Raw genomic sequence first — 13389 nt, 5'->3', positions numbered from 1 at the left:
TGGCCTACTGGACCGTCGGGGGACGCCCCCTTGCATGTACTCAAGATGTTCCGGGCGGGATGGCGGACGGGGACCTCGGGCCGCTACATATGCGGGAAAGGTAATGTGGTTTTTGTCCAGAGATCAGGTATTTGGTTAGGTAATCTGATTGAATTGGACCTCGTGCGGCAGCATTCTGTGGCTACCATAGGGGCTTCCAAAGGTCGGGAATGGCATAGCGTGGTCGTTCTGACAGTCCCAGAGAAACCTAATGTCCCAGAGAAACCTAATGTCCCAGAGAAACCCAATAACGGAGTCTTTCATGCAGAGTTCATGCGCGGAAATCCGGTCCGAAGTACAGGACCGGGTACTAGAGATTACGATTAGCCGGCCCGACCGCAAGAATGCGCTCACCATGGCCATGTACTCGGCCATGGCGGAACTCCTGGACAGCGCCGCGTCCGACCCCGCAATCCGGGTGGTCATCATCACCGGCAGCAATGGGGTATTTACCAGCGGCAATGATCTTACTGATTTTCTGGGAGGCTCCGCTGCCGGAGAGGAATCGCCGGTGTACCAGTTCATGCGTGCGCTGTACGAATTTCCCAAGCCGGTGATTGCGGCGGTCAGCGGTTATGCGGTGGGTATCGGTACCACACTGCTATTGCACTGCGATCTGTCCATTGCCGATGACGATGCGGTTTTCCAGCTGCCATTTGTCAATCTGGGATTGTGCCCGGAGTATGCTTCCAGCTACCTGTTGCCACGTATCATGGGGCAGGCGAAAGCCGCAGAATTACTGCTACTGGGCAATAAGTTTGATGCCCAGACCGCTGCCGATGTGAATATCTGTAACGAAGTGGTCTATGCCGGGGAGGCGTTGGGCCGCGCCCGCTCTTATGCTGCAGAGTTAGCGAAAAAAGCACCGGCCGCAGTACGCCTGACGAAGCAGCTGCTGCGCCGAGGCACGCAGGAACGGGGAATGGAGATAATCCGCGAAGAGGCCGGACACTTCCAGGAGCGGTTGCAATCTGAAGAGTTCCGGGAGGCCGCCACTGCCTTTATGGAGAAGCGACCGGCAGACTTTTCCAAGTTCGACTAATCGCAAAGAAAAAGGGGTGTTTACCACCTGTAAACGCCTATACAAAGTTGGGAATAGCGCGATTCCGGGGCATTCAGGTCTCGATTGGGGGCATAAAGTTGCCAAAGAGTCGCGATTCGGGCATGAATCTCTTCCGCTGAAAAGATAAACTTTGATCTTTCGCCAGAGCGCCTGCGCAGGGCGCCTGGCCGGCAACCCAATGTCCGACAATGATAAAAATGACGTGCTGCCTGAATTTCCAATTCCTGCCCCGCTTGCTAACGTTGCTGGCGGCTCTGGTACTGTGCCTGTCAGCACAGCCTCTGGCAGCAGACGGCGATTTCTCAAGTATTGCGGTCGTGCCAGGAGAGTCTGGAGATAAGCGCACCGGGCAGCGGCAGATCTGGCACGATCCCTCGGGCAGGGCCGGCGTCGCGGAAGCGCTGGCGGCTTTGCGTGGTAATCAATTCGCGCCACTGAGTTCTGCCGGCTCCACAGGCTTGCAGCAGGGCAGCTTCTGGTCTTATTTTGTCCTCGAAAATCCCGCTTCCATCCCTCTACAGCTGCATCTGGAATATGTTGATCACCAATTGATCGGACTGGGCGCATTTGCGCGTCCTCTCGGGAGCAGCGAGCGATTTTATTCCCTTGCCGAGCTCACCCTGGGGGGCTCGTTCGACGCGCGGCCGGTTTTCCACAACCGCTTTGTTGTCCCGGCGACCGTTCCAGCCGGAGCGCAGCTCGAAATGCTGGTACGTATGGATTCCGAGGAGGCGGGGTTTGTTTTCCCCAGTATGCGCATCTGGACCCCGGAGAACCTGAGCAAAGCACACACCATGGAAACGGCCATTCTGTCGTTTCTGTTCGGCGGGATTGTACTGATTGCGATCTTCTCCCTGATCGTGGGGATGACAGTGCGGGACCCCGGCTTCCTCGCCTACAGCGTCTATGGCATCGCCAAAATTGTCGCTTGGGCTACTATTCTCGGGTTTACCCATCAGTACCTGCTGAAAGAGTCCTTTCACTGGAGTTACATGTCCATCGCCGGGGCACTGGGGATTCTGTGTGGGGTGATTTTTGATCGCCTGTTCCTGGAGACCAGAAAATTCACTCCGAGACTGGATTACATCCTGGTGCTGATGATGGTGAATGCCCTGGTTCTGATGGTGAGTGCCTTCTTGCAGATGAAGTCGATCGCGTTGATCTCCATCACTCTGGGGTTGTTGCTGTACCCGGCAACTGTGGTAATTGCGATAGTGCGCTGGCGTCAGGGATCCAGCGAAGCAGCAGTCTTCGCTATTGGCTGGACTGTGCTCCTGTGTGGCCTCTTTTTCCAGGCGCTGCGGGATATCGGTCTGATTGCACACAATATGCTCAACTACTATTTGCCACCGTTGAGCTCATTTGTGGAAATGGTCACTGTGATGGCAGCTATGGGGCTGAAGCTCCGCCGGCTCCGGTTGCAGGGCAAGCAGCATGAGTTGCGTTATCGGGAGCATCTGGAGCAGTCCAAAGTGAAGCTGGAAGCGCTGGTGCTGGCCCGCACCGAAGAACTTGAGAAAGCCAAACAGCGGGCGGAACTGGAAGCGAGAACGGATGCGCTTACGGGGATTCGCAACCGCCGCAGTTTCATTACCGACGCAGAATTGTGTATCAAGCGGGCACACAGGAAATCTGAAGCGTTCAGTCTGTTAATGTTCGATATCGACCACTTCAAGGCGATTAATGACAATCACGGCCATGAAATTGGCGATGAAGCGCTGTGCCAGTTCTGTGTGACGATTCAGAAAAAAATCCGCGAGACAGATGTTTTTGGCCGCCTGGGCGGAGAGGAGTTTGCGCTGCTGATAGTAGAGAGCCCGGAAGATGCGCTGCATACTGCAGAGCGATTACGGGATAACATCTCTGGCATACGGGTACAGACTCAGGATGGGGATCTGCAGTTTACATCAAGTATCGGGATCGCCCATAGCGGCGAGAAGGGGAACGCCGAGCCGCTGGATATCGAAACCTTGCTACGGCGAGCTGACCGAGCGCTCTATCGTGCGAAAGCCCAGGGCCGCGACATGGTCGCGGAGTATACTGAAGGTGCACAAATGGAATTCGTGCCGTCACTCCCTGAGCCGTATTGATGTCACCAGAGCCCGGGCCTGTGTACCGGTCCTGCGAACTTTCTGATCTGCTCCAGAGGCGTCATTGACGCCTCCACTTACTGGACAATCTTGATCCACTCTCCGGGCTCGGGCTCACCGCGGGGAAAGTATCCATTCAGCAGCCGCAATTGTTCTTCCGCGTACTCACCGATTTCCATATGTCGCGCGAGCGACGAAAAAGTGGTTTTTTCATTGGCCTGCACATACCGCACGCGCTTGATATCGGGCTGAATCAAGTCTGTTTTACGCAGTGGCCGGAAACTGCGGATCGAGGTCAGAAAGAGATTGTCGGTCTCATTGGCCGCCTCGTCGTTCTCCGGCGTACTCAACATTTTGCCTTCCAGAATGTACTGGCGGCTGCCGTAAAACAGTACCGCTACCCGGTCCGGTTTATCCTCGCTATCGACAGGTAATTTACCGGTATGTCCCTCGAGGCGATACTGTTCCAGCTTTTCATCTTGCTCCAGGCTGCGTACATCATAGACCCCGCGCAGAGCCATATCTGCCGGTTGGTTTCCATCCCGGCGCGCGACGCGAATGGTCAGTGAAGCGGATTTATCCGGCGCGGTACCGACGATAGCACTGCGCTGGTTCTCGACTTCCCAGCCGTCTGGAAAGAGCATGGAAAAACCCAGGTTCTTGTGATTGAAGCGGTTTTTATCACTTTCCTGGGCATTGTTACCATAGACAATCCCCTCGGTTTTCTCTCGATAGTACTCTGTCTTCACCAGCTTTTTGTCTTCCGCCAGCTCACCGGCAGCCTGAACTGCTTCTCTCAGGCGGACGTCGTTACGCGGGTGTGAGGCAAATACACCATGATAGGTCTGTTGTTTCTTTCCTTCCACCCGCGCGCGGCGTCGGGCAAAGGTCTCCTGATCTTTCAGTAGTCCGATCACATTGAGCATGGCGTTCGGGTCGTACCCGGCGTTGTACATGTACTGGGCACCAAAACGATCCGCCTCCAGTTCCATTTCTCGACCGTAGCCTTTTACCGCTGCAGTGCTCCATAAGTTGGCCGCTTCGCCCACCACACCACTGCCGGTTACCAAAACCGAGAGTACGGAAGCCACGCCGGCACCGGTGGAGGCGGTTTTCTGGCGTACTGCGTGGCGCGCAGTGATGTGGCCAATCTCATGGGCCAATACGGCGGCCATTTCGGCTTCCGATTGCAGGTAGGTCAATAGCCCGCGATTGATATACACATATCCACCGGGGAGCGCAAAGGCGTTGATGTCCTGGCTATCGATGATGGTAAAGTGGTAATTCAGATCCGGACGATCGCTCGCTTTGGCAATCTTCTGTCCCACATGTTCGATGTAAGCCGATAAAATCGGATCGTTATACACTGGTGTGCTCGCCACCAGCTTTTCATGCATCTCACGGCCGATCTTGATCTCTTTTTCTTGCGACATCAGCACCAGGTCTGGTCGATTGGTGGCTGGGTTAAAGGCACAGCCGGCGGCCGCGGCCAGCAGGACACCGGCAAGAACTTTATTCAGTGTGTACATGCGCATGCTCCTGTCATTTTCGGGCTCTGGCGGTATAGGCCCAAACCTTTATTGTCGAATGCGACGGTCAATTCCCGCTGCCTTTTCCTTGGTAATACGGGAAAACCATGCGGTGGTATTGATCAACGGCTCGCAGATTGAGGGGGCAGCAGGAATTCCTGCAGTTGTGCCGCCATACCTTTACAGGCATTGTTCTGAACCCGGGCAATCAGAGGGATGGGAACTACGATCGCGGGCATATAAGAAGTACCCTGGGCATCTGCACTGATTTTCCCCGACAATTCCTGGTCGCGGAAATCCCACACCGCCGCTTCGTAGTCGGATTCCTTGTCCCAGGTGCCAAAGCCAAAACAGCCGGCACCGGCAGTACCGATTGAACAACCGATGGAGCCAGCACTGGAAGTTGTCTCTGTGGAGCCATCGATCCACACGATGTATTTCACCCCATATTCCGCCATGCGATCCCGTACCTCGGGGATGTCCATCAGCTTGTCCAGAGACTTGATGTGCATGGGCGCCGTACGCGGCTCAAACCAGGGATACATGGCATCCACAAATTGCTGCTCGGGAATAATGTTGACCCCGGCTTCGGGGTTGTGCAGATTTTTGCCCACGCAGTCGATGAGGTCGGGTTCAGTTTCGTAATCACTGGAGTGACGTCGTCCGAGAATGACTACGGAATCTCCCATGGCCAGCTCGCCGGTACTGCGGCGATATTCATCAATGACAACGGTGGTACAGCCGCTGGTCAAAATCACCAGCAATCCAACGATCAGTATTTTCACCGGGAAACCTCCATGTCGGTCTGAGCCGTAATCTGTTCCGGCCCGCTTGAGTTCATTCCTGCTCGCGATTTTTCATTGACAGCGCGCGCTGTTTGTTAGCGATCAGGGCCTGTAGTTCAGGCACCTGTGTAAAGCCGGTGTAGAGCGTCGCGCCGGCATCCCGCAGTGCAATATTGATGGCCTGGGCCAGCGCTGCTTCCTGAGATTTCAGGAATGCCGTTGGGGTCTTGCCGTAGGCGGTGATCACCCACTCGGCGACGGAATCTCCCTGGCGGTTGTAGGCGTGCATATCGTATTTGATCCACACCTCGAAAATATTTACCCGGGTTTCCCGGGGCATGGTGAACTGCAGTTCGCGCACTTCCGGTACGATGACCAGATCCAGCCCTGCGGGCAGGTTGCTGGGATACTGGGAAAGGTTCACGGTCTCGCGGAACATGGACGCGAATACGGTGTTGAACAGGTTACTCTGGGCGCGGCCGGTGTTTATGTTCCACTCATCCCTGTCCTCACGGTTCTCCTGATGAGTAAAGTTGCTGAAGTCATCACTGAAATAAACCCCGACAGTGAGAGGGTGCGGATTTCCCACCGGTGCCGGGAACTCTCCATCCACGCGCACGGTATGTGAGCAGGCTGCCAGTAAAACTGAGAGGGCAAAAATCCCCAGCTTGCGGACGCATGCCATCGCAGTTTGAGGCGCGCGGTTCAGTATGCGGTTCAAGAGGCTCATCCTAAGCTCCCGCCCTCTAGTGGGGCTGTGTTTGAATCGGTTGTCACGGCTACCTGAAATCATTCAATCCGACAAAAGTGCCGCCGTTTCGGTAGGTCAATTCCCGCATCAGGGCGGCGAAGCGCAGGCCGGTGGTCTGCAGGTGCAATGGCCTGGAGAACTGGATCGGGAATCCGATGGCGTGAATGCGCACCATACGATGATCCTCACCACGCTGGGCGTTGACCCGATCAACCGCGAGCATGACATTGCGGATTGATTTGCCGGTAAATTCATCGCCCAGCACATAGATGCTGATTTTCTTCTTGGGATCGTAGAAGGTACGCACCGCCTTCTGAATACCCTCAACTGGACTCGAATTGCTGAACGGATTCCAGGCACGCAGCCGGTCCAGTACTGCTTTGCGGCGTCCGGGGGTGTCCGGAATCCAGCGGTTGCGATAGTTGGAGAACATGTAATCCCCCATGTCATTCATCACCTGGATACCTTTGACGTTGGGGTACAGGTTCAGGGTGTTGACCATTTCCTGCAACATGCGATCCCAGCCGTAATTAAACATACTGCCGGAAGTGTCGATGATGAACAGAATGTATTCACTATCGACGGGAATACCACCGATCACGTTATTCTTTCGCTGGTAGTTTTCCCCCAGTAGTCGGCGCATTTCATCAGTCATCGATTGCAGTGCGACGGTTAGCTCCCCTTTCAGCTTACCTGCCTCGGTCTCACCTTCGGTCTTGCGGGCGAAGCGGGTTTGCAGGGCTTCCAGTTCGCCCTTCAGTTTGGCGATGCGGCGGGTCTCAATATCGATCTGCTCGCGCTTGGCGTTCAGGTCCCGGTTCAGCACGGTGGTTTCACCGCGGATTTCCGCCAGCTGTTCCTGCAGCGCCTGCACCTGGCCATCGAGGTCCACCTCTGATTCCTCAAGCACGATGGGTTCCACTGTCTTGGCGATCATCAACAACAGCACGATAGCGCCAAAACCACAGCAGATGACATCGAGGAAAGAAATACTGAACTCTTCCTGTTGTCGCTTGTTGCGTCTGTTACTCATGGCCAGTCCTTTGACGGTGCGAGGAAAGAACCCTGGGTTTCCATCGCCAGCTTCCAGTATTCGCTGGCGGCATGCGGGTCGCCTTCCATGGGTGCCAGAATCACGTTGATCGGTACGCTTTTGGGCAGAATGTCGACCGCAGTGCGGAAGAGTTTCAGGCGATCTTTACCCGAAATCGTGTTGCCGCGGGGCTTCTTCATGCCCTGGGTGGGTAGCCCATCGGTGATCAGAATAATGTTGTCCGGCAGCGGTGACATTCCACTGATGGCGTGGAACGCGCGTTCCAGGCTGGTGCCGTTTTCGGGCACAATCTCATCCAGTTCGGCGATGGCCTTGTCCAGCTGATCGCGGTCATCCACGTTCAGCCAGCGGTCTTCGGTGCCGACAATCGCGGCGCGAAACCCGGTATTGAAAGTGTAGATCTGGTACTGGCTTTCCTGTGGAAACTGGGATACCAGCCACGATACGGTCTGTTTGGCTCGACGCCATTTTTCTGTATTGCGCTTTACAGAAGACGACATATTTCGTGCGCGGATGACCTTAATCAGCTCATCGCCGAGCATGCTGGCGGATGAGTCCAGCAGAATGAGGATACGATCGCCGCCGAGGCGCAAACCGGTGAGGTACTGACGATCGCCTTCACCGACGTGCTTGCGAACGTTGTCCCCCAGCTTTTTGTTTTCTTCTTCCAGTTTATTCTTCGCCTGTTCCAGCTTCTTCAGCTTTTCCTGCAGCCGCTGGATGTCTTCTTCCTCAGTGGTGCTGTCTACTTCTGCCAGATTGCCTTTGACTTCTTCAATCTGTTCGATGATCCGCCGCGCCAATCCCTGGGTTTTCACCAGCTCGTCGCTGGTGGTGTCGAGAGTATTACGTGCCTGAACCAGATGCTCACGTCCGAATTGCACTTCTTCCTGCAACAGGTTGACCTCTGCAGACAGGTCCTGGTCCGGCGCATCGACCTGGTGATCGGAGCCGTGTTTGATGATCAGAAAGATCAGTGCAACGGCGCCGAACCCGCAGGACATGATGTCCAGAAACGACAGGCTGGAGGCGGTGAAACGCCTTTTTCTACGCGCCATAGTGCTCCACGCTGATCGCTGTGATTACGTCTTCAATATCCGCCACACCAATACGGTCACCGGCAGTGAGATTGATCGGCGTGGAAATCTGCTCTCCATTCAACATCAGCTCCGCACCCGCATCCACACGCAGCGCCAGGCGGCCCGAGTGGTTAGTGATGGTGGCGGCAGGGTGGCTGGGCGGCGTGGGCGTGACACTCAACTTGCCTTCCTGCCAGCTGACGAACAGTGGCTGTTGTGCGGCCAGTGCACGATGTCCATAGAGCAGGTGCGTGGCGGCAGCTTCTGCGGCGGCATTCACCTGCACGGCTACCTCGGTCGCGGGCGCGGCGCTGATGGCATTGATCAGGCGTAGCGGGCCGCTATCGCTGTGGATTTCCTGCCAACGCTGTTCTGCCGCCTGTGCCACAGCATTGTGAGGCAGCAGGTGTATGCGTTCAGCAAGCTGGGCACCGCCGGGAATCTCTGCCCAGCGATGGGAAACAAACACAACGCTGTTGGGATCGGACAGGTTCTCAATCATTGCCCTTACGCGGGAGAGGATGGGCGTGCTGGCGTCCTGTAGTTGGCGCAGGCTGACTTTGGCGGTGCGGTCATCCAGCTCAGCCATGACTTCGCCCTGGCGCATTGCCCGTGCAATCCACTGTGGCAGCTGGTCGTAGAGTTGCTGCTCCGCTTCTGCAGAATGGAAGGGGTCGAAGCGACATTGCATAATGAAGGCGTCGGTGAAAACCCGTGCCCAGGCATCTTGAAAGTGTTGCAGGCCGGCCTCGTTGACGGTTTCTGCAATATCCAGCTCTGCCTGCTCGTAAACATCAATGCGGCTGACCAGGGTCTGGTGGCGGTGCAGTTCCACATGCAGATGAACGCCCCGGGGGGCGCAGCTGGCAAGGCAGGCGGTGGCACTGTCGATGAGGGCGACGACGTTGATTGGGCTTTCCTTGACTACGCCAAGCAGCAGTGCCAGCTGTTCACGGGTGAAATTGCCGGGCACCGCGAGGGCAACTTCATTGGGTAGGTCGCACAGGTCGCCCACTGCTTTCAAGTGACAGAATGCGAGATCGGCGTGGTGGCGGCAGCCGGGGTTGTCAGATTTGACGGACTCCAGGCTGAGGCGCCGCCAGAATTGATGGTTTACCTCGGTGGGATGGCTGCGTGCACGCATCAAGGCGGCGGTGCCAGTGACAATTTCGCGACTGTTGATAATGGCGACCCCAGGGCTTTCCAGCACTTCATTGGTGCCATCGAAAACACGCAGTCCGCAATCGTTAATTTCCAGTACACCTTCACTCATTAGGATTTCCTTTTCCTGCCGGGCCCCTGTTTGTGGTACCGAGATAACGGCTCAGTGGTAGCGTCAGCTCACTTTCAGGAAGCGCAGCAATTTGTTGTCACAGTAATTCTGCGTATCCAGTACCAGTCGCTCCTGCATCAGCTGTAACTGATGGGTGAAAAACATGATGACGATACTGATCACCAACGCGATAAAGGTGGAATTGAAAGCCACACCCAGGCTGACCGTGACACCGGCGATATCACCTTCCACGGCGCGGTGGGCCTGGGCCAATGCTTCACCGATACCGCGTACAGTGCCGATAAACCCGATGGAGGGAATGGCCCAAGTGATGTAGCGCACCATGGCCAGTTCACTATCCAGTCGGTCGCCTTCAGTTTCGCAGACTTCTTTTACTGAGTTCGATACCGCGGCTACGTTGCGGGTGGATCCGAATCGCTGCAGCGCGGTGAGCAGGGCGCGTGGTAACAGGAAGTTTCGCTCTTCTTCGGGCAGGGCTTGAATGGGCCTGGAAAGATCCCGAGCGTCTTCCGGCAGGATTGGTGTGCCCTCGCTGACATTCAGCAACGCCTGGTCCAGAAGTTTGCGTTCGCGCATGCTGCGGCGGGCCTTGAGCGCCATGATGGCCATGGCCCATAGCATAAGAACGAAACAGGCTTCCTGCTCATAGTCACGCATAACAATGTAGATTGAGCGTTTCTGTATATAGGTTTCGCCGGCTTCTTCCCGCGCCATCTGTTCTTCGATCAATGCGTCCGCATTGGGGCGGATGATGGCCACGTAAATGGCGTGTACCAGAATGATCGCGCCAAGTAGCGCAAAAATCTGGAAGACAAAATCTGACGACTTGAATTTCATGGGCATTTCCGTGTGTTCTGGGGCCGCATGCTATGCCTTTTGCGCGGTCCGGGTCCTACATAATCTGGTGATAGGCTGTTTGCACTACGTTGTCTGGATTTACAGTGACGGCTGGTCACACGCTTGCTGATCGAACTTAAATATCGACAGGGTAAGAAACTGAAAGATCTTCGGAGATCTCTTCTGTGGCTTCGTAACTGTCGGCGCTTTCAGCACTCTTCGCTTTAATCTTTGCTTCGGGTTCGTCTTTCGTCTCGTTGGAAGAAACTTTCTGTGGCTTCACTTCTTCGACATTTTCTTTTTGATCTGTGCTCTCTACCTGTGCCTGCAAACCGCCAGGGAGCAGGGTGGTGGTGAGTATCACGGTTGCTACTCCAATGTACGCCGGCGTGGTTCTCATAGCGTGCTCCTGATTTCTATCCGTTGACAACTTCAAAGGATCAGTTAACCCAACGCGCCACGCGGAATCCCACGTCATTTCTCGGCTCTGCGCCGTAGTCGCGATAGGAAAGGCGCAGTTCTGTCAGTCCCGCATGACGCCAGCTGGAACCACGGATTACGTGGTAGTCTCCATCTTGCGGGCCGACAGGGTTTTCTTCCGTCTTGAGGGAGAGTCCGGTACCGATGGTATAGAGGTCATGAACCCATTCGGATACATTGCCACCGAGGTCAAAGACCCCCAGTGGATTGGGGGGAAAGCTGGCAACCGGCGCGGTAGCTGCGTAACGATCGGTATAGGTACGTAATACTGCAGGCACTATCTGTGCCGCGCTGTTGTCGGCGTAATTACCCGAGTTTTTTCCTACCGGCAGGTTGTCACCCCAGGGAAACTTGCGCATGCTGCCGCGATGATAGCGCGCCGCCCAGGCCCACTCCGCTTCGGTGAGCATTCGGTAGCCGTTGGCCCCGGAGTCGAAGCCGACAATACGATCACGCTCGGTGCGGTATACCGGCGTGAGGCCGTCGCGTGCACTGAGCCAATTGCAGAATAGCGCGGCCTCATTCCAGCTGATATTTACCACTGGCAGGCCGTCGTTATCCAGGCTAATGCCATTGGTATGGCTGGAGCTGTGCTGGCGTTTATAACGGCGGAACTCACGATTAGTGACTTCCGTTGTCCCGATGTAGAACGGACGGGTGAGGGCGACTTTGCGCATCACTTCGTTGGCGCGGCGACCTTGTTCTCGGCGTGAGGAACCCATGGTGAATTGGGCGTTGGGTCGCATGAGCAACATTTTTCCCCCGGCGCTGTGGGTAATTTCCGCGGGTACGTTGCTCCAACGGGCCTGCTCACCGGTGAGCAATACCGCGCGGACACTCTGTTCGAGCTTGGCGCTGGGTACGATGGTGGTTTCATAGTCCTCGTATCCGTCTTTACGCACGGTAATTTTGTGGCTGCGGGTAGGGAGGGTGAAAGTCTGGCCCGCTGTGCCTGCCAGTTTTCCGTCGATGAGTACTTGTGCGTCCTCTGGACTACTGGTGATGGCAACTTTACCGAACACGGCTTTCAGCATGACGTTGAGTTGCTGCTGTTGTCCGGCATCCACGTCGATACTGCGATTCACGGATCCGTAGCCATCCTTGAAAAAGCGCAGCTCGTGACGTTTGTTGGAAGACAGCTCCAGATCCATGGGAGTCCGGCCCCGATATTCGCCATTCACGGTAACGCTGGCCCCTTCTGGAGAGCTGACCACGCGAAGCAAGCCATCCGCGGCATTCAGATCTACAGTCTCCAGAGTCTGGTCGACACCTGCCGTGACTGGAACAATGACTTCTGCGGGTTTGTGATCGGGGAGTGAGATACTGACCGTTCTGTCCCCTTGCACCAGCTCTGCGGTCAGGGGGGTGGTACCAAGTACCTCACCCTCAACGGTCACGGTTGCCCCCTGGGGCTGGCTGGTAATATGCACATTGGCCCAGGCCGGGCGAAGGTTGGCAGTGAAAATCTGGGTGTTGTCCAGGCCTTCAATTTCTATTTCTTTGCTGAAGGGAAGGTAGCGTTCCGACTCAATGGTAATGCGTTTGCGTCCGGCGGAAATATTCCGTGCCAACCCCTGTTGGCTGTCTACTTCGGATCCATTGATCAATATACGGACGGGGACACTGCTGGGTTCAGTCACTACCTGGAGGTGACCGGGCAGGCGCTCGAGCTTTACCGCGCGACGGCTATTACTGTCACTGCTGACATTTACCTCGCCACTCTGAGAGATGTAGCCGGTGGCACTCACGGTATAGTTGTACTTTCCGGGGAGTACCAGGTGGCCATCGCCCAGAGGCAACGCGAGCCCACTAACAGAAACGTCTGCATCTACAGGTTGGGTTTCGATAATCAGGGAACGTGCGACCAACAGATAGACCAGAATACCGGCGCCCAGTAGCAGACAGGCGGCCACGATAATTGCTCGGGGAGATAGGAACAGCTTGTGGCCACCAGTAGACACCGGTGCCGGGGTAAAACCAATCGGCTGAATGACGGATGCATCATCACTTTCCGGCTCGCTGGTGCGAACGGGTACCGCTTCCTTGGCTGTCATTTATGATGTCCTGTTACTGCGTATTTATTGATCTTCCTTCTGCCGCTCACTCTGCCTTCCTGTGCGGGGAGCAAGAGACAGGGCCGCGCATTTCAGCTTAGTCCGCTTCCACAGAAGCTGGCGGCAAGTCGGGCTTTTTGGCGGGAAAAGTGCGATTTGCCTGACACTGTGTTGGCGTTTCGGTCCATTGTTCTCGGTGAATGCGTTGTGGTTATCCGGTCATCGGACATGATTGATCAGACTTTCCACAGCATTAAAAAACGTTGTGGGAAGCAGAGCACGCTAACCGATGATCGTGCTCTGCTTGGACGGGAGAGAAGAAGGGAGGTTCGCC

Annotated in this window: 11 protein-coding genes; 2 read left to right on the top strand and 9 right to left on the bottom strand. The window is 55.7% G+C overall.

Annotated elements, in window-relative coordinates:
• Positions 1-301: 301 nt before the first annotated feature.
• Positions 302-1081, top strand: coding sequence for an enoyl-CoA hydratase (locus tag LPW13_RS11435; RefSeq protein WP_230435523.1), 780 nt, complete (start codon positions 302-304; stop codon positions 1079-1081).
• Positions 1082-1290: 209 nt separating this feature from the next.
• Positions 1291-3192 carry a sensor domain-containing diguanylate cyclase gene (locus tag LPW13_RS11430; RefSeq protein ID WP_230435522.1) on the top strand — a complete coding sequence of 634 codons (1902 nt, stop codon included), beginning with the start codon at positions 1291-1293 and terminating at the stop codon, positions 3190-3192.
• Between the two features lie 77 nt (positions 3193-3269).
• Here the strand turns inward: LPW13_RS11430 and LPW13_RS11425 are convergent, their stop codons facing one another.
• The 9 genes from LPW13_RS11425 to LPW13_RS11385 all read right to left on the bottom strand — a co-directional run bounded on the left by LPW13_RS11425 (position 3270) and on the right by LPW13_RS11385 (position 13055).
• Positions 3270-4721, bottom strand: coding sequence for a M48 family metalloprotease (locus tag LPW13_RS11425; RefSeq protein ID WP_230435520.1), 1452 nt, complete (start codon positions 4719-4721; stop codon positions 3270-3272).
• 122 nt (positions 4722-4843) lie between these two features.
• A complete protein-coding gene (locus LPW13_RS11420; protein ID WP_230435518.1) occupies positions 4844-5506 on the bottom strand; it encodes a hypothetical protein in 663 nt (220 codons plus the stop codon).
• A gap of 52 nt (positions 5507-5558) precedes the next feature.
• Positions 5559-6236 carry a hypothetical protein gene (locus LPW13_RS11415; protein WP_230435516.1) on the bottom strand — a complete coding sequence of 226 codons (678 nt, stop codon included), beginning with the start codon at positions 6234-6236 and terminating at the stop codon, positions 5559-5561.
• Between the two features lie 49 nt (positions 6237-6285).
• A complete protein-coding gene (locus LPW13_RS11410; protein WP_230435514.1) occupies positions 6286-7290 on the bottom strand; it encodes a VWA domain-containing protein in 1005 nt (334 codons plus the stop codon).
• Entirely contained in the window at positions 7287-8369 is a 1083-nt protein-coding gene (locus LPW13_RS11405) for a vWA domain-containing protein (protein WP_230435512.1), read from the bottom strand. The genes LPW13_RS11410 and LPW13_RS11405 overlap by 4 nt, the downstream gene beginning before the upstream one ends.
• Complete coding sequence (locus LPW13_RS11400; protein ID WP_230435510.1) at positions 8359-9663, bottom strand: FHA domain-containing protein; 1305 nt, start codon at positions 9661-9663, stop codon at positions 8359-8361. Before LPW13_RS11400 ends, LPW13_RS11405 begins: the two co-directional genes overlap by 11 nt.
• Positions 9664-9726: 63 nt before the next feature.
• Positions 9727-10521 (bottom strand): MotA/TolQ/ExbB proton channel family protein, encoded by a 795-nt coding sequence (locus tag LPW13_RS11395; protein WP_230435508.1) that lies wholly within the window; start codon positions 10519-10521, stop codon positions 9727-9729.
• A 136-nt stretch (positions 10522-10657) separates the two neighbouring features.
• On the bottom strand, positions 10658-10921 hold the full coding sequence (locus LPW13_RS11390) for a hypothetical protein (protein ID WP_230435506.1): 264 nt from the start codon (positions 10919-10921) through the stop codon (positions 10658-10660).
• 40 nt (positions 10922-10961) lie between these two features.
• Complete coding sequence (locus tag LPW13_RS11385) at positions 10962-13055, bottom strand: PEGA domain-containing protein (RefSeq protein ID WP_230435504.1); 2094 nt, start codon at positions 13053-13055, stop codon at positions 10962-10964.
• Positions 13056-13389: the final 334 nt, after the last annotated feature.

The organism is Microbulbifer celer (genome assembly GCF_020991125.1).
Lineage (GTDB): Bacteria > Pseudomonadota > Gammaproteobacteria > Pseudomonadales > Cellvibrionaceae > Microbulbifer > Microbulbifer celer.
This window is presented reverse-complemented; position numbering and strand designations above follow the sequence as displayed.

Excerpts from the sequence above, each read along its gene's own strand:
- LPW13_RS11435 (WP_230435523.1), top strand. The coding sequence starts at position 302 with ATGCAGAGTTCATGCGCGGAAATCCGGTCCGAAGTACAGGACCGGGTA.
- LPW13_RS11415 (WP_230435516.1), bottom strand. The coding sequence starts at position 6,236 with ATGAGCCTCTTGAACCGCATACTGAACCGCGCGCCTCAAACTGCGATG.
- LPW13_RS11400 (WP_230435510.1), bottom strand. The coding sequence starts at position 9,663 with ATGAGTGAAGGTGTACTGGAAATTAACGATTGCGGACTGCGTGTTTTC.
- LPW13_RS11385 (WP_230435504.1), bottom strand. The coding sequence starts at position 13,055 with ATGACAGCCAAGGAAGCGGTACCCGTTCGCACCAGCGAGCCGGAAAGT.
- LPW13_RS11405 (WP_230435512.1), bottom strand. The coding sequence starts at position 8,369 with ATGGCGCGTAGAAAAAGGCGTTTCACCGCCTCCAGCCTGTCGTTTCTG.
- LPW13_RS11390 (WP_230435506.1), bottom strand. The coding sequence starts at position 10,921 with ATGAGAACCACGCCGGCGTACATTGGAGTAGCAACCGTGATACTCACC.
- LPW13_RS11410 (WP_230435514.1), bottom strand. The coding sequence starts at position 7,290 with ATGAGTAACAGACGCAACAAGCGACAACAGGAAGAGTTCAGTATTTCT.
- LPW13_RS11430 (WP_230435522.1), top strand. The coding sequence starts at position 1,291 with ATGATAAAAATGACGTGCTGCCTGAATTTCCAATTCCTGCCCCGCTTG.
- LPW13_RS11425 (WP_230435520.1), bottom strand. The coding sequence starts at position 4,721 with ATGTACACACTGAATAAAGTTCTTGCCGGTGTCCTGCTGGCCGCGGCC.
- LPW13_RS11395 (WP_230435508.1), bottom strand. The coding sequence starts at position 10,521 with ATGAAATTCAAGTCGTCAGATTTTGTCTTCCAGATTTTTGCGCTACTT.